Origin of the sequence: Methylomonas sp. LL1 (assembly GCF_015711015.1) — a bacterium.
Lineage (GTDB): Bacteria > Pseudomonadota > Gammaproteobacteria > Methylococcales > Methylomonadaceae > Methylomonas.
Genome location: NZ_CP064653.1, coordinates 2,523,266 through 2,541,960, shown reverse-complemented (window position 1 = coordinate 2,541,960; position 18,695 = coordinate 2,523,266). Strand labels below are relative to the sequence as shown.

General features: G+C 51.1%; 11 protein-coding genes, 2 tRNA genes, 3 rRNA genes and 1 other RNA gene. 14 read left to right on the top strand and 3 right to left on the bottom strand.

The genetic code is table 11. The features are described 5' to 3' along the window. Nucleotides 1–141 precede the first annotated feature (141 nt). Nucleotides 142–3,903 (top strand): P-loop NTPase fold protein, encoded by a 3,762-nt coding sequence (locus tag IVG45_RS11815; RefSeq protein ID WP_196434040.1) that lies wholly within the window; start codon nt 142–144, stop codon nt 3,901–3,903. A gap of 29 nt (nt 3,904–3,932) precedes the next feature. Here the strand turns inward: IVG45_RS11815 and ssrS are convergent. The 3 genes from ssrS to IVG45_RS11800 form a co-directional block, all read right to left on the bottom strand. Then, nucleotides 3,933–4,112: non-coding RNA, 6S RNA (ssrS, locus tag IVG45_RS11810), on the bottom strand. Nucleotides 4,113–4,132: 20 nt separating this feature from the next. Continuing rightward, entirely contained in the window at nt 4,133–4,426 is a 294-nt protein-coding gene (locus IVG45_RS11805) for a cell division protein ZapA (RefSeq protein ID WP_196434039.1), read from the bottom strand. Next, complete coding sequence (locus IVG45_RS11800) at nt 4,423–4,650, bottom strand: TIGR02449 family protein (RefSeq protein ID WP_196434038.1); 228 nt, start codon at nt 4,648–4,650, stop codon at nt 4,423–4,425. Before IVG45_RS11800 ends, IVG45_RS11805 begins: the two co-directional genes overlap by 4 nt. Nucleotides 4,651–4,759: 109 nt before the next feature. Here IVG45_RS11800 and IVG45_RS11795 point away from each other — a divergent pair, with 109 nt between their 5' ends. From IVG45_RS11795 to IVG45_RS11735, 13 genes are all read left to right on the top strand, one after another. Further along, the gene (locus IVG45_RS11795) at nt 4,760–5,284 is read left to right on the top strand and encodes a UPF0149 family protein (protein ID WP_196434037.1); all 525 of its coding nucleotides are present in this window, start codon (nt 4,760–4,762) and stop codon (nt 5,282–5,284) included. Nucleotides 5,285–5,295: 11 nt separating this feature from the next. Next, complete coding sequence (gene pepP / locus IVG45_RS11790) at nt 5,296–6,606, top strand: Xaa-Pro aminopeptidase (protein WP_196434036.1); 1,311 nt, start codon at nt 5,296–5,298, stop codon at nt 6,604–6,606. Then, nucleotides 6,607–7,824 (top strand): 2-octaprenyl-6-methoxyphenyl hydroxylase, encoded by a 1,218-nt coding sequence (ubiH, locus tag IVG45_RS11785; RefSeq protein ID WP_196434035.1) that lies wholly within the window; start codon nt 6,607–6,609, stop codon nt 7,822–7,824. It abuts the gene before it with no gap. Nucleotides 7,825–8,311: 487 nt separating this feature from the next. Then, nucleotides 8,312–9,505 (top strand): tyrosine--tRNA ligase, encoded by a 1,194-nt coding sequence (gene tyrS / locus IVG45_RS11780; RefSeq protein ID WP_196438004.1) that lies wholly within the window; start codon nt 8,312–8,314, stop codon nt 9,503–9,505. 373 nt (nt 9,506–9,878) lie between these two features. After that, nucleotides 9,879–11,412, top strand: a 16S ribosomal RNA gene (locus IVG45_RS11775). Nucleotides 11,413–11,472: 60 nt separating this feature from the next. Then, nucleotides 11,473–11,549 (top strand) — tRNA-Ile (locus IVG45_RS11770). A 36-nt stretch (nt 11,550–11,585) separates the two neighbouring features. Next, nucleotides 11,586–11,661, top strand: a tRNA-Ala gene (locus IVG45_RS11765). A 363-nt stretch (nt 11,662–12,024) separates the two neighbouring features. Continuing rightward, nucleotides 12,025–14,920, top strand: a 23S ribosomal RNA gene (locus IVG45_RS11760). 227 nt (nt 14,921–15,147) lie between these two features. Then, a 5S ribosomal RNA gene (gene rrf / locus IVG45_RS11755) occupies nt 15,148–15,263 on the top strand. The 16S, 23S and 5S rRNA genes sit together here with 2 tRNA genes alongside, the layout of an rRNA operon. 97 nt (nt 15,264–15,360) lie before the next feature. Further along, nucleotides 15,361–16,083 carry a DUF445 domain-containing protein gene (locus tag IVG45_RS11750; RefSeq protein WP_196434034.1) on the top strand — a complete coding sequence of 241 codons (723 nt, stop codon included), beginning with the start codon at nt 15,361–15,363 and terminating at the stop codon, nt 16,081–16,083. A 6-nt stretch (nt 16,084–16,089) separates the two neighbouring features. Then, on the top strand, nt 16,090–16,863 hold the full coding sequence (locus tag IVG45_RS11745) for an alpha/beta fold hydrolase (RefSeq protein WP_196434033.1): 774 nt from the start codon (nt 16,090–16,092) through the stop codon (nt 16,861–16,863). A 196-nt stretch (nt 16,864–17,059) separates the two neighbouring features. Next, nucleotides 17,060–17,224: a hypothetical protein gene (locus IVG45_RS11740; protein ID WP_196434032.1), complete on the top strand. Its 165-nt coding sequence runs from the start codon at nt 17,060–17,062 to the stop codon at nt 17,222–17,224. Between the two features lie 166 nt (nt 17,225–17,390). After that, nucleotides 17,391–18,620: a pyrophosphate--fructose-6-phosphate 1-phosphotransferase gene (locus tag IVG45_RS11735; RefSeq protein ID WP_196434031.1), complete on the top strand. Its 1,230-nt coding sequence runs from the start codon at nt 17,391–17,393 to the stop codon at nt 18,618–18,620. Nucleotides 18,621–18,695: the final 75 nt, after the last annotated feature.

Here is an 18,695-nt window from a genome sequence, read left to right as displayed (position 1 = left end):
GAGCCCGTTACCGGCCTAAATCGTGGATTATTGAAGCCATTCATCCTCGGCTACGGATTTGGGTCGCTTGCCCAAAGCTATCCGAGCGAAGGTCTATACTGGATCGGTCATTGTTGCCGTAATCGATTCGAGGGGGAGGCGATGGATAAACAGCCAAACGATAGAGCCGACATTAAATTTTGGCTTGATTTGAAACAACACCTGTTGGGGTTGCTGAGTTTTTTGGCTGTCATGTTTCTGGCCCTGGCGATTTGGGGCATAGCTTGGCAAGCGCCACATCCTGATGCCTATCGCGCGCCACCCGGTATTTTTAGTTGGGATTTTTGGGGTTATCCGCTGGAAAAAAACGCCTATCTGCGCTTGCCGCAAATAGGCGCCGGATTAAACGACGTGTTTGCATTGGCCGATGGCAGGCGGGTCTGGGCCGTCGGCGATAAGGGACTGATCGTGCATACGGGCGACGGCGGATTGAGCTGGCATAAACAGGAGGTCGCCGGCAATAATTCAGCATTGCAATCCGAAAACGGTTTTTTCAGCCCATTCAAGCCCGCTTGGGCCGGTGGGCCTGAACCGAGTAATGCCCCACCAATTTCAGGAAACCAGTTGGATGCTAATTCCCGAAAACAGCAATTGTTGCAATCGCCCGAGCCTCTCAATCAATTGGACGGCTCGCTGCGGAACAGCCAGTCAAATTCGACCGAAGTCACTCCGCCCGCCAATCCGTCGTATGAAGGCAAATCGTTTCAGGAGCCGTCCGAATTTAATCTCACTTTACATGGCATTTTTTTTCAGGATGCCGAGCGGGGCTGGGTTGTCGGGGAAAACGGCTTGATTCTCGCCACCCGTGATGGCGGTAAAAGTTGGTCGCGGCAACCCAGCCCGGTTGCCGTTACGCTAAGGGATGTAAGGTTCAATCGTAGCGGGCAGGGTTGGGCGGTGGGAGACCGGGGTGTCATTCTTTCCTTGATTGGTGAACGGGAATGGCGGCAACAAAGTACGGATAGCCAGTCGGCAATCCACGGTGTCTATGTCAACGAAGCCGGCAAGGGCTGGGCGGTGGGGGAGTATGGCCAGGTTTTGCAATTTCTGGGTAATGCGCAAGGTTGGCGGCCGCAACCCGCTTTGGTCAAGGAAACGCTGAGAGGTGTATTCGTCAATGACCGCGGAGACAGTTGGCTGGTGGGTGATCAAGGTCTCATGCTTGCCGGAGCTAAGGGACAAGACAATTGGCAAGGGCGAACGGTGGATGGCCAGGTTAATCTGTTTGCAATCGATTTCAGTGATGCCCGGCATGGATGGGCAGTGGGCGACGCTGGTCTGATTTTAGCCTATCAACAGGGGAGCCGGGACTGGCGTTTACAAGCCAGTGGCGTTCAAAGCAGGCTGGCCGGCGTGGCTTTCAGCGATGCCAACCAGGGTTGGGCGGTGGGAGCTCAGGGTGTTATTTTAAAAACGGATAACGGCGGTCGAGGCTGGTATCGGCAAAGCCGGGCGGGGATGGCGATCGACGACGAGGCAAAGGAAGAAGCCTATCATGGCTATCCGGCGCCTTGGTGGTATCTGGATATTATATTGTTCATGTCATGCTGGGCCGCAGCGCTATTAGTCGGCACAAAACGGCCCAATCAGCCAAAACCGTCGGACAGTATCGTGAAGCGAGTGATTACCGATAAGCCGGTTGATCCCGGCAGCGTGGATTTGTTGGGTGCCCGCAAAATCGCGGCCGGACTAACCCGGTTTTTGACCAATCAACATACTCAGCCGCCGATTACTATCGCCATTACCGGGGAATGGGGTAGCGGCAAAAGTTCGGTGATGAATTATTTGTTCGCGGGCCTGCGGCGGCAGGGGCTGACTCCGGTCTGGTTTAATGCCTGGCACCACCGCGAGGAACAAAACGTGCTGGCCTCGATTCTTACCAATATTCATAAACAGGCCATCGGTCCATGGTGGACGCTGAACGGCGGCTGGTTTCGGTTGCGCTTATTGTGGATACGCAATCCATGGGTGCGGCTATTGCTGCTGTCGCTGGTTTTTACACTGACTTTTTCTGGATGCTGGCTATATAACCACGATCGGCAGCGTGAGCAGGTGGTGCATTATGCGTTGTATTTAATGGGCATCAAACAGCCGGTCATGCTAAGCCAAACAGGTTATGACAGCTTATGTGCCAGGCCGGGGGTGATGGGCGCTAGTTCGTCGACGGATATACAAAATGCCGGGCAAGCGCTGTTTAGCCGGGGAAACTGCGACCGATTGAAAATCTTGGTCAGCGATGCCAGTCGTAATGGCGATATGCTGAAATGTGAAAATCGTCAGCTTCAACCTTGTTTTGCCGATCCCGGCCAGTGGCTGGAAAGAGTGGAGCAAACCCTGGGTTTGGAATTGACGCTTGAAAATGAAGTGCCCTTGTTAAAGGCTATCGAACACTTGCGTCCCGACTTTCCATTACCGTTTCCGGCCTCGCTGATGAAGTGGCTGTCGGCGCTGTTTGCGATCATGACCTTGCTGGCGGTAAAAGGCATGGGATTAATTGGCTTGGCGCCGGCAAAAGTGGTTCAGAGTGTTTTGAGTATGGCTGGCACAGTGCCATCGCCGACCGAGCCGGTCGGGACGCGGGTATTATTCGAAAAGCATTTTCAGCGTATCACGACGGTATTGGGAAAGCGGCGGCTAGTGCTGTTCATTGACGATCTGGATCGTTGCGATCGCGAACATACCCGGCAGGTGCTGGAAATCACCAATTTTCTGGCCAGTTCGGGCGAGTTGTTCATGGTGTTGGGCATGGCGCCACGGTATGTGTTGGCCAATATCACGTTGAGTTTCCAGGAGGTCGCCAGGGCCGTGCATGAGGCCGATGTGTTGAATGGAAACGACGGTGCTCATGGGCAAAATGCCGGCCAAAGCTGGTTTGCTAGGCACTATTTGCAAAAGCTGATTCATATTGAAGTGCCGGTTCCCAAGCCCAAGCCGGAGCAGGTATTGGCGTTGTTGAACGGGCAGATCTCGGCGCTCGGACTGGACGCGGAAGAAGAGAGTATGCAACGGCTGGAGCGGGCCGAGCAACGTCTGAATACAATCTCGGCCATTGCCGGCAAATCGCTGGCCTGGGTGTTGTTGATATTGGCGCTGGTGGTTGGCGCGCTCTCGGGCGGCGGCTTTTGGTCTTTGACCGATTGGGAACAGGAAAGCGTCGCCGATCATTCGGTCGTTGCCGATAGCCCGTTAGCCGAAGTCGGTATCGTCAATAATCAAGTAGCAATATCCTTGGAAAATAATCTACAGCCGGCCGGAGGCACGCCGTTTAGGCCGGGTGTCAGCAGAGACGAGCAATTGTCTTGGTTGTCGTGGTCGTTGTTGGTATTGCTGGTGATTGTGATCGGAATGTTCTGGTTGCTAAGCCATGCCAACTGGCTGGAGACAGACGGATTATCCTGGCTGAAACCGTTATTTTTTCGCCTGAAGTTGCGCTTGCTCGGGCCGGAAGCGGGCGATGATTCGGACACCTTTACCATTGCATTGGCAATTTGGCATGAGTTGATCACATTGGCCAATCCAACGCCTAGGAATGTGAAGTCTTTCGTCAATCAATTGCGCTATTTTGCCAGCCGGGAATTCGCCGACGTTCAAGATAGGCATTGGGAGGCGCAACTGGTGGCACTGGCGAGTATATATTATGCTTTTGGCGAGCGTGTCGCGGAGTTTCTGGCTTATATGCCGGCTGGTGAAAGTAACGAAGAGCGGGAAACGTTTTCGGAGCCACCTTGTCAACCAGAGTTGTGGCGAGTATTTGTCGCGGCGATGGCACAACATCGGGCAGCATTCATGAGGTTTCCGTCGGAATCGGATCGGCGGCGTTTTGCGGCCATGCGCCAGGATGTCAGCATACATCGGCGGGATTAGCTACAAGGCCAAGCCCGCGATTGAAAATGAGATCTCCCGCCTGCGCCGTCTCGTGCTTTCGTCCTTGAACCGAAGGTTCAAGTGGAAACCAAATCCAATCAATCAGGCTTCCTGAATAAACAGGCATGCACACCATGAATGGCAAAAAGTTTCCGGGGTAAAAACAGGTTCAGGAAACACCCAGCACTGCTCGAACGCTGCAGGAGAAGGCTGCATATTCTAAACGGATTCAGCGATTTTCTAAAACGTTTTCTATTTTTAGGCGTAAATCGGTCAGGCGTTTGCAAAACTCAGTGTTATCGGGATTGTTTTTGCCGGCGCTGGTGTCGTGAGCTAAGTTCAATGCGGCCAGTACCGCAATTCGTTCGGCGCCCGCAACCTTGCCCGTGTCGCGAATCTTGCGCATTTGCCTGTCGAGCTCCTGCGCGGTGCGTATCAATCCTTCGTGTTCTTCCTGGGCGCAGGCAATCTTGTATTCCTTGCCCAGAATGTTCAGCGACACCGGTTGAATGGATTTGCTCATGAATCGTGTTCCATTGCTTTCAGGCGGGCAATCATCGCTTCAACGCGCGCTTTGGCCTGGGTGGTTTTTTCCAATAGTTTGGCTTTTTCTTTTACCAGTGCATCTTGTTTAACTTTTAGCGATTTGTTTTCGCTTTGAATCTGGTTGTATTGCGCAATCAGCGTGTCCAGTTTCTCTTCCAGCGCTGTCAATTCGGTTGATGGGTCTTTTTCTGATTGGGACATGGCGGAGTGTTGGCCGATACGACATTAAAATCATCCAAAATGGCGAACAATGTTAGCATAAGCGCCAGTTTTAAACAGCTTAATGACAGCAGGAAACTACGGGTTAGCCATGTATCAGGCAGTAAATGCAATTTTGGAAAAATACGATGCGGACATGGGGGCATCCGAAGCCCATGGCATCGCGGTGGGCATGTTGTGTGTCGAGGTTAGGGTCGATGCCGCCAATTGGCTGCATGAGTTATTCGCCGATGAAAACGATTTAATCGATGACGATAAGGCCTTGATGTTGTCTTTATTCGATCGTACCCGGGAGTTGCTCGATCCTGAAACCGAGGAATTCAGTTTTGATTTATTGTTGCCGGATGAAGATGAGCGGCTAGGCGATCAAGTTGAAGCCTTGCGTGGCTGGTGTCAGGGCTTTTTGTTCGGCGTCGGCTATGCCCAAACCAGCGCCGAATGGCCGGGCGATAGCGCGGAAGTGATGCGCGACATGATAGAGCTGACCAAAATTGATAGCGACGTGGAAGGCGAGGAGGACGAGGCGGCGTTAATAGAACTTCACGAATATGTGCGCGCAGCGGTGCTGACCGTTCGCGACCAGTTTGCCGACAACAAAGACGCGCAAATACACTGACGGGGGAGCAGATGAAACAAGTCGAGTTTAAGAAGCGCCGCGCCATTTTGATGAAACACATCGGCAAGGGCAATATCGCCATCATCGCCAGCGCTCCTCATCAAACCCGCAACCGCGACGTACATTACCCTTATCGCCAGGATAGCGATTTTTACTACCTGACCGGCTTTAATGAAGCCGACTCGCTGGCGGTGTTTATTCCCGGCCGCGAGCAGGGCGAGTACGTGTTGTTTTGCCGCGAGTTCGATCAGCAAAAAGCCTTGTGGGAAGGCGCGCATGCCGGTCTGGAAGGCGCCACCAAACATTACGAGGCCGATGATTCGTTCCCGATCGACGACATGGACGACATCCTGCCCGGCATGTTGGAAAACAAAGGCAAAGTGTTTTACCCGATGGGCAAGGACAGCGAGCTGGATCACAAGTTGCTGGAGTGGATTAATCATATTCGTAAGCAATCGCGAAGCGGCGTCACCGCCCCCGGTGAATTAGTATCGTTGGAGCACATCGTCCACGAAATGCGCCTGTTTAAAACTTCGGAAGAATTGAAGCTGATGCGGCGCGCCGGCGAGATTTCCGCGCGCGCGCATGTACGGGCGATGAAAGCCTGCAAGCCGGGTTTGTACGAATACCAGGTCGAAGCTGAATTAGTGCATGAGTTCATTCAAGACGGCCTGCGGGCGGTGGCTTATCCGTCCATTGTGGCCGGCGGCAAAAATGCCTGCGTGCTGCATTACATCGAAAATAAAGACAAGCTGCAAAAAGGTGATTTGTTGCTGATCGATGCCGGGGTTGAGTGTGATCATTATGCCGCCGACATTACGCGTACTTTTCCGGTATCGGGTAAATTCAGCGAACCGCAAAAATTACTGTATCAATTGGTGTTGGATGCCCAGGCGGCGGCACTGGAACAGATTCAACCGGGCATTGCCTGGAACAAGGCGCATGAAGCTTCGGTGGAGGTGTTGACCAAAGGTTTGGTAACGCTAGGTTTGCTGAAAGGACGGGTCAAAAAGCTGATCAAGGATGAAAAATACAAACAGTTTTACATGCATCGTATCGGCCACTGGCTGGGTATGGATGTACACGATGTCGGCGATTATAAAATCAAGGACGAGTGGCGTTTGTTGGAACCGGGCATGGTTCTGACCGTCGAGCCGGGTTTGTATGTGCCGGCCGATTGTGAGAGCGTTGACAAACAATGGCGTGGCATCGGCATCCGGATCGAGGACGATGTGCTGGTAACCAAGGATGGCCACGAAATCCTGACCCATGGCGTGCCGAAAAGTGTCGCGGATATCGAAGCGTTGATGCTGGGCGGTTAAATGCAAACTCATTACGACTTGATCATCGTGGGTGCCGGTCTGGCCGGTAATTGCCTGGCGCTGGCACTGAAAGACCGCGGTATGAGTATCGCCGTCGTCGAAGCCTCTAGTCGCGAGCAATTACGCAATTCACCCTCGGGTGATCGGGCTTTGGCGCTAGCGGCGGGTACCGTGGAATTGCTGCGGGGACTCGAGGCCTGGGAAGGTGTGGCGGACAAGGCTAGCGCGATCAAAAACATTCATATTTCGGATCGTGGCCATTTCGGCAAGACCCGGTTGGCGGCGACGGAGCAGGGCGTCGACGCGCTGGGTTATGTGATTGCCGCGCGGCATATTGAAGAGCATCTGGCTAATTTGGTTGAGCAAACGGCTGTTACTTGTTTATATGAAACCCGGGTTGCCGGCTTGATGTCCGGTCGTGAGGCAATTAACGTCAGTCTAAAACAGCAAGGCCAATCACTGAATATATCGGGACAATTGTTGGTCGGTGCCGACGGCGGGCAATCGACGGTGCGTAAATTGCTGGATATTCCACAGCATGTCACCGAATACGGCCAGACCGCATTGGTGACCACCGTGCAAGCGACGCTGCCGCATCATAATACGGCTTATGAGCGTTTTACCGAGCAAGGGCCACTGGCCTTGTTGCCGGTTGCCGGGAAACAGTTGTCGGTGGTGTGGACCCGAAAACATGAACAGGCCGAAACTCTGATGAACAGCGGCGAAGCCGAGTTTATGGCCGAATTACAAGAGTGTTTCGGCTATAGGTTGGGCGCGTTAAAGTTGGTTGCGCCGAGGCGGGCTTTCCCGCTTAGCCTGATTCGCGCCGACAGTATGGTGTCGGGACGGGCCGTGATCGTCGGTAACGCGGCGCACCAACTGCATCCGGTCGCTGGGCAGGGATTTAATCTGGGGATACGCGATGTCGTTCAGTTGGCTGACATGTTGATTGAACGGCAAAAAATCCAGGCAGACCTTGGCGCGGTAGATGTGTTGAATCATTACGCCAGACAGCGTCAGCAGGATCACGGCAAAACCATAGGATTTACCAATCAGGTCGTGCATATTTTTTCCAATGATTGGCTGCCGTTGGCCGCGTTGCGCAACACAGGCCTAACCTTGCTGGACCATCTGCCGTTTGCCAAAAAAATGTTGGCGCGTCACGCGATGGGCCTGGCTAATCCTTTGCCCAGACTGGGTAGAAACGATTCCAACTAACGATTTATCTGCGTTATAGGTACATTACGGACTCATTCGATGAGGTTCGATGCCAAGCACTTTTGCGGCACGCATCCCCTGTCGGCGGTCGATGCCGATCGAGCCTTGGTCAAGAAGGACGAGAATCAAGTTCGGCGCGCTTCATTCCACTCCTCTAAGGAGGGGACTGGCAAATCGCGGCTTTGCTGCACAATCTTTGCCCGATTGTCCGCCGGTCAATGCAGGTGAATGGTTGGGGTTGAGTGCTACGCCTAATGTTATACCCGGTGTCCTGATGGGGTGGGCGATAAGAGTGGCGTCTGGGAGGGGGGGGACAAAATAAGCGGTATATCTGTGTGCTGAAACCGCCTAAATCTTTCCAAGATTTGGCTGGGCTGACGTTTAGTCGCGGGCCTGTGCGGAAAAACTGAGAAGGGATTTCGGCTTTAAGGGCCTAATCGATAATTTATAATAATTTCAGACATTAAATTTTCAGGAGAAGACATTGTTGCAAGAAATCTTGGCCCAGCTGCGATACGGAGCGGATGAAGTTTTATTAGAAGCCGAGTTGATTAAAAAGCTGGAAGAAAATCGGCCGCTGATTATCAAGGCCGGTTTTGATCCGACTGCTCCCGATCTGCATCTAGGACATACTGTGTTGATCAATAAGCTCAAGCAATTTCAGGATGCGGGTCACCAGGTACAATTTCTGATTGGTGATTTCACCGCGATGATCGGCGATCCGACCGGCAAAAATGTCACGCGGCAGCCTTTAAGCCGAGAAATGGTGATCGAAAATGCCAAGACCTACCAGGAGCAGGTTTTCAAGATCCTTGATCCTGAAAAAACCGAAGTTAAATTCAACTCGGAATGGATGGGCAAGATGTCCAGCGCCGAGATGATACAGCTTGCCGCCAAGCATACCGTTGCCAGAATGTTGGAGCGGGACGATTTTCATAAGCGTTATAAAGGAGGGCAGCCTATCGCTATCCATGAGTTCTTGTATCCCTTGATCCAAGGATATGATTCGGTGGTGATGAAAGCCGATGTCGAGTTGGGCGGGACCGATCAAAAATTTAATTTGCTGATGGGCCGGCATTTGCAGGAGATGAATGGGCAAAAACCGCAGGTGGTTTTGACCATGCCGATTTTGGAAGGTCTGGATGGCGTGCAAAAAATGTCCAAATCGCTCAATAACTATATAGGTATTGCCGACGCGCCCGATGATATGTTCGGCAAGATCATGTCGATTTCGGACGATTTGATGTGGCGTTATTTTGAGTTGCTCAGCTTCAAGCCGATGGCGGACATCGAAAAATGGCGTCAAGAATGTCTGGCGGGGGCAAATCCAAGGAATTATAAAGTCAGCTTGGGTCAGGAAATTGTGACCAGATTTCATGGTTTTCAGGCGGCGGAAAAAGCCCTGGAGAATTTTGAAGCCCGTTTTCAGCGCGGTGTATTGCCTGAGGATATGCCGGAAATTCAGCTCAAGACGGATGGCGAGGGGCTACCCATAGCTAATCTGTTGAAAGAAGCGGGTTTAGTGGCAAGCACTTCCGAAGCGTTACGAATGATAAAGCAGGGTGCGGTGAAGATTGACGGCGAAAAACTGGAAGACCCCAAGGCGATATTAGCCCTGTCCAGCAGCCATGTTTATCAAGTAGGCAAACGTAAATTTGCGAAAATTGAAATAATTGCTTGACGAGAGTAATAAACGATGTAAAATGGGCGGCTCATCAGGGTTGACGGGAAACGAAGTTGAAGGCGCCCTGGTTGATGCGGTAAGTGTTTTTTAGTGTTGGGTTTATGTTTTATTTTTGGGTTGTTGGTTTTTGCGAAAGACCTGAAAAAATAAATTTGACAACGATTTAAATCGCTGTATAATGCATAGGCTCAACAGGACGAAACGTCCTGGCTCTTTAAAAACTTAAATCGAAATAATTTGTGTGGGTATGTGGATCGACCTGTTTCTGTCAGAAATAGTCGACACAGAATCCACGTCAATTCGCAAGAAGAGATGTTCTGTAGTCGAGCCAAGATTGGATACTAATCTTATTTAGTATCAAGTTAAAATTAAACTGAAGAGTTTGATCATGGCTCAGATTGAACGCTGGCGGTATGCTTAACACATGCAAGTCGAACGGTAGCAGGCCTTCGGGCGCTGACGAGTGGCGGACGGGTGAGTAATGCATAGGAATCTGCCTATTAGTGGGGGATAACGTGGGGAAACTCACGCTAATACCGCATACGACCTACGGGTGAAAGCAGGGGACCTTCGGGCCTTGCGCTAATAGATGAGCCTATGTTGGATTAGCTAGTTGGTAGGGTAAAGGCCTACCAAGGCGACGATCCATAGCTGGTCTGAGAGGATGATCAGCCACACTGGGACTGAGACACGGCCCAGACTCCTACGGGAGGCAGCAGTGGGGAATATTGGACAATGGGCGAAAGCCTGATCCAGCAATACCGCGTGTGTGAAGAAGGCCTGAGGGTTGTAAAGCACTTTCAATAGGAAGGAATACCTATCGGCTAATACCCGGTAGACTGACATTACCTATACAAGAAGCACCGGCTAACTCCGTGCCAGCAGCCGCGGTAATACGGAGGGTGCAAGCGTTAATCGGAATTACTGGGCGTAAAGCGTGCGTAGGCGGTTGTTTAAGTCAGATGTGAAAGCCCCGGGCTTAACCTGGGAACTGCATTTGATACTGGGCAACTAGAGTTTAGTAGAGGGGAGTGGAATTTCAGGTGTAGCGGTGAAATGCGTAGAGATCTGAAGGAACACCAGTGGCGAAGGCGGCTCCCTGGACTAAAACTGACGCTGAGGTACGAAAGCGTGGGTAGCAAACAGGATTAGATACCCTGGTAGTCCACGCCGTAAACGATGTCAACTAACCGTTGGGTTCTTAAAGAACTTAGTGGTGGAGCTAACGTATTAAGTTGACCGCCTGGGGAGTACGGCCGCAAGGCTAAAACTCAAATGAATTGACGGGGGCCCGCACAAGCGGTGGAGCATGTGGTTTAATTCGATGCAACGCGAAGAACCTTACCTACCCTTGACATCCAGAGAATCTGTTAGAGATAGTGGAGTGCCTTCGGGAACTCTGAGACAGGTGCTGCATGGCTGTCGTCAGCTCGTGTCGTGAGATGTTGGGTTAAGTCCCGTAACGAGCGCAACCCTTATCCTTAGTTGCCAGCGGGTCATGCCGGGAACTCTAGGGAGACTGCCGGTGATAAACCGGAGGAAGGTGGGGACGACGTCAAGTCATCATGGCCCTTATGGGTAGGGCTACACACGTGCTACAATGGTCGGTACAGAGGGCAGCGAACTCGCGAGAGTAAGCAAATCCCAAAAAGCCGATCTTAGTCCGGATTGCAGTCTGCAACTCGACTGCATGAAGTCGGAATCGCTAGTAATCGCGGATCAGAATGCCGCGGTGAATACGTTCCCGGGCCTTGTACACACCGCCCGTCACACCATGGGAGTGGGTTGCAAAAGAAGTAGGTAGTTTAACCTTCGGGAGGGCGCTTACCACTTTGTGATTCATGACTGGGGTGAAGTCGTAACAAGGTAGCCCTAGGGGAACCTGGGGCTGGATCACCTCCTTACAAAGACGGAACACCGATTCACGTACTCACAACAAATTATTTCGATTGAAAGACACACCTGGGTCTGTAGCTCAGTTGGTTAGAGCGCACCCCTGATAAGGGTGAGGTCGGAGGTTCAACTCCTCCCAGACCCACCAACTAACGAAAAAAGGCAATCGTCTTTGATCTGATTAGGGGCCATAGCTCAGCTGGGAGAGCGCCTGCCTTGCACGCAGGAGGTCGGGAGTTCGATCCTCCCTGGCTCCACCATTTGTCATGATGTGGCGAGGTGAGAGTAAAAGGTGTTGTCGGTTTGAAGCTTGTAGGAACATCAGCGCTATGCGGTTTTATCGATCCGATAAAGACTGCATAGCATTGGTATTCGTATCAATAGCTCTTTAACAATGTGGAAATCTGTAACAAAAATCACGATCTGCCAAGATCGCGATTAAAACGAGTTGCAGTTTGTGGTGGCAATTGTTGCAAAACAAGCGCTAAAAAACAAACGGCAAAGCGTTCTCAAGCAAAACATCAGCGAACATGTCAGCTGACAAATAACTTAGATAAGTAAGCCTAACGAAGCCAAAGATGAAAATCCAAAGCCGAGTGACAGCAGACGTATTCGGGTTATATGGTCAAGTGAATAAGCGCATACGGTGGATGCCTAGGCAGTAAGAGGCGATGAAAGACGTGGTAGCCTGCGATAAGCTTCGGGGAGGTGGCAAACAACCTTTGATCCGGAGATGTCTGAATGGGGAAACCCGGCGCGCATAAGCGCGTCATCTTTGAGTGAATACATAGCTCACTGAAGCGAACCCGGAGAACTGAAACATCTAAGTACCCGGAGGAAAAGAAATCAACCGAGATTCCCTAAGTAGTGGCGAGCGAACGGGGACTAGCCCTTAAGCTAGAGAAATGTTAGTGGAACGGTCTGGAAAGTCCGGCGATACAGGGTGATAGCCCCGTACACGAAAATGTCTCTTTAGTGAAATCGAGTAGGTCGGAGCACGTGAAACTTTGACTGAATATGGGGGGACCATCCTCCAAGGCTAAATACTCCTTACTGACCGATAGTGAACCAGTACCGTGAGGGAAAGGCGAAAAGAACCGCGGAGAGCGGAGTGAAATAGAACCTGAAACCGTATGCGTACAAGCAGTGGGAGCCCCTTCGTGGGGTGACTGCGTACCTTTTGTATAATGGGTCAGCGACTTACATTTTGTGGCAAGCTTAACCGAATAGGGGAGGCGTAGCGAAAGCGAGTCTTAATAGGGCGTTTAGTCGCAAGGTGTAGACCCGAAACCGGGCGATCTATCCATGGCCAGGCTGAAGGTTGGGTAATACTAACTGGAGGGCCGAACCCACGTCTGTTGAAAAAGACGGGGATGAGCTGTGGATCGGAGTGAAAGGCTAATCAAGCTCGGAGATAGCTGGTTCTCCTCGAAAGCTATTTAGGTAGCGCCTCGTGTATCACTGCTGGGGGTAGAGCACTGTTTCGGCTAGGGGGTCATCCCGACTTACCAACCCGATGCAAACTCCGAATACCAGCAAGTGCAAGCACGGGAGACACACGGCGGGTGATAAGGTCCGTCGTGAAAAGGGAAACAGCCCAGACCGTCAGCTAAGGTCCCCAAATCTATGCTCAGTGGGAAACGATGTGGAAAGGCACAGACAGCCAGGAGGTTGGCTTAGAAGCAGCCATCCTTTAAAGAAAGCGTAATAGCTCACTGGTCGAGTCGGTCTGCGCGGAAGATTTACCGGGGCTAAGCATAGTACCGAAGCTACGGATTTACGCGTTAAGCGTGAGTGGTAGAGGAGCGTTCTGTACGCCTGCGAAGGTCAATTGAGAAGTTGGCTGGAGGTATCAGAAGTGCGAATGCTGACATAAGTAACGATAAAGAGGGTGAAAAACCCTCTCGCCGTAAACCCAAGGTTTCCTGCGCAACGTTAATCGACGCAGGGTTAGTCGGCACCTAAGGCGAGGCCGAAAGGCGTAGTCGATGGAAAACAGGTTAATATTCCTGTACCAGTTGTAACTGCGATGGGGTGACGGAGAAGGCTATATCAGCTGTCGGTTGGAAGTGGCAGTTTAAGCGTGTAGGCATGACTCTTAGGCAAATCCGGGAGTCTCTATGCTGAGGCGTGATGACGAGCTGTTCTTCGGAACAGCGAAGTGATAGATGCCCTGCTTCCAAGAAAAACCTCTAAGCTTCAGGTTACAAGTGGCCGTACCCTAAACCGACACAGGTGGGTGGGATGAAAATTCTAAGGCGCTTGAGAGAACCCAGGTGAAGGAACTAGGCAAAATGATACCGTAACTTCGGGAGAAGGTATGCCCTCATGTCGTGAAGTGACTTGCTCACGGAGCGGAAGGGGGTTGCAAAAAATCGGTGGCTGCGACTGTTTAGCAAAAACATAGCACTCTGCAAACACGAAAGTGGACGTATAGGGTGTGACGCCTGCCCGGTGCTGGAAGGTTAATTGATGGGGTTATCTTCGGAGAAGCTCTTGATCGAAGCCCCAGTAAACGGCGGCCGTAACTATAACGGTCCTAAGGTAGCGAAATTCCTTGTCGGGTAAGTTCCGACCTGCACGAATGGCGTAACGATGGCCACACTGTCTCCACCTGGGACTCAGTGAAATTGAAATCGCTGTGAAGATGCAGTGTACCCGCGGCTAGACGGAAAGACCCCGTGCACCTTTACTATAGCTTGACACTGGACTTTGAACCTACTTGTGTAGGATAGGTGGGAGGCTTTGAAGCAGGAACGCCAGTTCTTGTGGAGCCAACCTTGAAATACCACCCTGGTATGTTTGGAGTTCTAACCTCGATCCATTATCTGGATTAGGGACAGTGTCTGGTGGGTAGTTTGACTGGGGCGGTCTCCTCCCAAAGAGTAACGGAGGAGCACGAAGGTACCCTCAGCCTGGTCGGAAATCAGGCAATGAGTGCAAAGGCATAAGGGTGCTTGACTGCGAGACGGACAAGTCGAGCAGGTACGAAAGTAGGTCTTAGTGATCCGGTGGTTCTGTATGGAAGGGCCATCGCTCAACGGATAAAAGGTACGCCGGGGATAACAGGCTGATACCGCCCAAGAGTTCATATCGACGGCGGTGTTTGGCACCTCGATGTCGGCTCATCACATCCTGGGGCTGAAGCAGGTCCCAAGGGTATGGCTGTTCGCCATTTAAAGTGGTACGCGAGCTGGGTTCAGAACGTCGTGAGACAGTTCGGTCCCTATCTGCCGTGGGCGTTTGAGATTTGAGGGAAGCTGCTTCTAGTACGAGAGGACCGAAGTGGACGAACCTCTGGTGTTCCAGTTGTCCTGCCAAGGGCATTGCTGGGTAGCCACGTTCGGACAGGATAACCGCTGAAAGCATCTAAGCGGGAAGCCCCTCCCAAGATGAGATCTCACTGGGACTATAAGTCCCCTGAAGGGCCGTCGGAGACTACGACGTTGATAGGCACGGTGTGGAAGTCCAGTAATGGGCGTAGCTAACGTGTACTAATTGCCCGTGAGGCTTGACCATATAACACCCAATGCGTTTGGGTAGGTCAGACGACAATAGCTGATAAGCAACTGAGAACGAAAAACTCGATACAGATTTCCATGAAAAACAGGTCAAGGCAAAAGCCGCGGTGAACACCCATCAAAAGTGAGCACGCGAGAGAAAAGCCTAAGGGAACAAAGCCCAATGAGGCCATGAACCTAACCTGTGCATGACGGTTGGATAATAGATCCAGCCAAACCAGTTTGCTTGGTGAACATAGCGAGCGTGAACCACCCGATCCCATCCCGAACTCGGAAGTGAAACCGCTTAGCGCCGATGATAGTGTGGCAGGTTGCCATGTGAAAGTAGGACATCGCCAAGCTCTTAAATTTAAAAGCCCATCTACTCATGATGGGCTTTTTTTTTGCCTGAGCGGTTGCGCGGGATAATTCTTTGTCTCTGTTTTTACGGAATTGACTATGAAAAAACTTGTTAACAAAAGTAGTGTCACCAATTTTATTTCATTACTGATTATAGCCACCGGCTATGTGTGTCCAGTCTATCCGGAAATTACCAAGGCAATTGGTTTTTTTGCCTTCTCGGGCGCGATTACCAATTGGCTTGCGATCCATATGCTGTTTGAAAAAGTGCCATTTTTATATGGCTCCGGAATTATTCCCGACCGGTTTGAAGAATTCAAGATTTCAATCAAGGCATTGATGATGGAGCAGTTTTTTACCGTGGAAAATATCGAGCACTTCATCGAAAATGAAGAGCAGGAGGGGGGTAAGGTATTGAACCTTAGTCCATTATTGAATGCAGTGGATTATGACAAGGTTTATGAAGGTTTGGTATCGTCGATTATGAATTCTTCCTTTGGCGGAATGCTGATGATGATGGGAGGGGAAGAAGCTTTATTGCCTTTGAAACAGCCATTTATCGAGAAAATGCAGCACACTCTACATGAAATGGTAGAGTCGGAGCGGTTTAAACACGCGTTGCAGCAGGGTCTGAATGCACACAAGATTGGTGAAGATTTGACTGGCAAAATCGAGGTGGTTATCGATAGGCGTTTGAGCGAGTTGACTCCGCAAATGGTCAAGGAAATTGTGCAAAACATCATCAAAACCCACTTGGGTTGGTTAGTGGTCTGGGGTGGGGTGTTTGGTGGATTGTTAGGTGCGTTATTCGGTTTTGCTTGAGACGTCATGAAACCGGTTGATCTTGTTTTTGAAAGTTTTGGTGATGCTCAGGCCTGTCCGTTGATTATTCTGCACGGTTTTTTAGCATCCTCGAGAAACTGGCGCACGGTAGCCAATCGTTTGGCGGAAAAGCATCATGTTTATGTATTAGACATGCGCAATCATGGCGCCTCGCCGCACGCCGAGCACATGGATTACCCGGTGATGGCGAGTGATATTGCCTGGTTTATGGATAATCTGGGCTTGCAAAAAGCGCATTTACTGGGTCACAGTATGGGGGGCAAAATTGCGATGTGGTTTGCTTTGCATTATCCGGATCGGGTTGAAAAGTTGATGGTGGCCGATATCGCGCCGGTGAATTACAAGCACGGTTTTGATGCCATAATTCATGCACTTAGACAAGTGCCTTTGGATCAACTGACAAATCGTAAACATGCCGAGCAATATTTGGCTGAAGCTATTCCCGATATGAGGTTTCGGCAGTTTTTATTACAGAATTTGTTGCTAAAAGACGGCCGTTATTTTTGGCGTATCAATCTGGATATTATTCGGCAAACAGCCCATCACATTGTTGGTTTTCCCGAGCCTATACAGCCAACCTATCCTAAACCGGCATTGTTTATTGCGGGCCAGCATTCCGCATATATTCAACCAGAAACAGTGTTTAGAACATTTCCTCGAGCGGAGATTGTCGAAATAGCCGATACCGGTCATTGGCTGTATGTAGAGGCTCCCGAAGCGTTCTGTCGGGCGATTAACGAATGGATACATTCAGGATAAGCACCACCGAGTATTTGCTGTCCCTTGGTACACTAGAATATACAAAGTAAATCAGTATGCTTTTATACGCATCAACCGCTTGTTCTATCGGTATAAATAGATGGCAGAAAACTTCAAACCCAGAATCAAACATTACTCTCCCGACAAGATGCCCGTGTCATTAATGGAGCTACTTCGTACTGGGCAAGGTAGTGGCATGAGTGAATATTTGTCTTTGTCGATTACCGGGCAGGGCGGGCAAACCAGAATCAGAATCACCACGACAGATGCGCATCCGGTATCGTATATAGCCATTCTGCCCGGAGCGGTAATGGCCGATTTAGCCTCTTTGCAATTTATTGCCCAATCCGACGACTCTTGAGATTGATTCGTATAGATCATCCCTGACAAACGAAAAGCTTGTGTTAAAATTATCGGTCACGCACGATGACGAGTCTTACGAATAAGATGTCGGTTCGTCTGATAGTGGATGGCTAGTTAGTCGGCTGCTATTACTGGTTTTTTTAACTCTTATATTCGATACGCTCATGAATAAACCCAAAAAAGTTGCAATACTCACCGCCGGCGGCCTGGCACCTTGCTTGAACTCCGCAGTCGGAAGCTTGATTGAACGCTATACCGAAATCGATCCTAGTATTGAAATTATTTGTTATCGCGGTGGTTACAAAGGCCTACTGCTCGGCGATTCCTATGTCGTGACCGAAGAAGTTCGAAAAAAAGCGGGTTTGCTGCAACGCTTCGGTGGTTCAGTGATCGGCAACAGCCGGGTCAAACTGACCAACATTAAAGACTGCCTGAAACGCGGCCTGGTCAAGGAAGGCGAAGATCCACAAAAAGTGGCGGCCGACCAATTGATTAAAGACGGCGTCGACATCCTGCACACCATCGGCGGCGACGACACCAATACCGCGGCGGCCGATCTGGCGGCCTTCCTGGCTACCAACAACTACGGTCTGACCGTAATCGGCTTGCCGAAAACCGTCGACAACGACGTCTTCCCGATCAAACAATCGCTGGGTGCCTGGACTGCCGCCGAGCAAGGCGCCAAATACTTCTTGAACGTGGTTGCGGAGAACAATTCCAACCCGCGCATGCTGATCGTCCACGAAGTGATGGGCCGTAACTGCGGCTGGTTGACCGCCGCGACCGCGCAGGAATACCGCAAATTGCTGGACCAAGCCGAGTGGTTGCCAGAACTGGGCCTGAGCCGCGAATCTTATGAAGTGCACGCCGTGTTCATCCCGGAAATGGCCATCGATCTGGAAGCCGAAGCCAAGCGTCTGCGCGAGGTGATGGACAAGGTCGATTGCGTCAATATCTTCGTTTCCGAGGGTGCCGGCGTGGAAGCTATCGTTGCCGAAATGCAGGCCAAAGGCCAGGAAGTGCCGCGCGATGCGTTCGGCCACATCAAGCTGGATGCGGTTAATCCCGGCAAATGGTTCGGCGAGCAGTTTTCGCAAATGATAGGCGCCGAGAAAACCCTGGTGCAAAAATCCGGCTACTTCGCCCGCGCTTCCGCAGCCAACATCGACGACATGCGCTTGATCAAATCCTGCGCCGACCTGGCGGTAGAATGCGCATTGCGCCGCGAATCAGGCCTGATTGGCCATGACGAAGACAACGGCAACGTATTGCGCGCGATCGAGTTTCCGCGCATCAAGGGCGGCAAACCGTTCAATATCGACACAGACTGGTTCAACCAAACCCTGGCGGAAATCGGCCAGAAAAAAGGCGACAAGGTCGAAGTCAGCCATTAATTAATTGCAAGCTTGACTCTAGGGGGGGCGGATAAATCCGCCCCTTTTTGTTTGGGCGATTGAAATCGTCCCAAT

Excerpts from the sequence above, each read along its gene's own strand:
- IVG45_RS11815 (WP_196434040.1), top strand. The coding sequence starts at position 142 with ATGGATAAACAGCCAAACGATAGAGCCGACATTAAATTTTGGCTTGAT.
- IVG45_RS11805 (WP_196434039.1), bottom strand. The coding sequence starts at position 4,426 with ATGAGCAAATCCATTCAACCGGTGTCGCTGAACATTCTGGGCAAGGAA.
- IVG45_RS11800 (WP_196434038.1), bottom strand. The coding sequence starts at position 4,650 with ATGTCCCAATCAGAAAAAGACCCATCAACCGAATTGACAGCGCTGGAA.
- IVG45_RS11795 (WP_196434037.1), top strand. The coding sequence starts at position 4,760 with ATGTATCAGGCAGTAAATGCAATTTTGGAAAAATACGATGCGGACATG.
- pepP (WP_196434036.1), top strand. The coding sequence starts at position 5,296 with ATGAAACAAGTCGAGTTTAAGAAGCGCCGCGCCATTTTGATGAAACAC.
- ubiH (WP_196434035.1), top strand. The coding sequence starts at position 6,607 with ATGCAAACTCATTACGACTTGATCATCGTGGGTGCCGGTCTGGCCGGT.
- IVG45_RS11750 (WP_196434034.1), top strand. The coding sequence starts at position 15,361 with ATGAAAAAACTTGTTAACAAAAGTAGTGTCACCAATTTTATTTCATTA.
- IVG45_RS11745 (WP_196434033.1), top strand. The coding sequence starts at position 16,090 with ATGAAACCGGTTGATCTTGTTTTTGAAAGTTTTGGTGATGCTCAGGCC.
- IVG45_RS11740 (WP_196434032.1), top strand. The coding sequence starts at position 17,060 with ATGAGTGAATATTTGTCTTTGTCGATTACCGGGCAGGGCGGGCAAACC.
- IVG45_RS11735 (WP_196434031.1), top strand. The coding sequence starts at position 17,391 with ATGAATAAACCCAAAAAAGTTGCAATACTCACCGCCGGCGGCCTGGCA.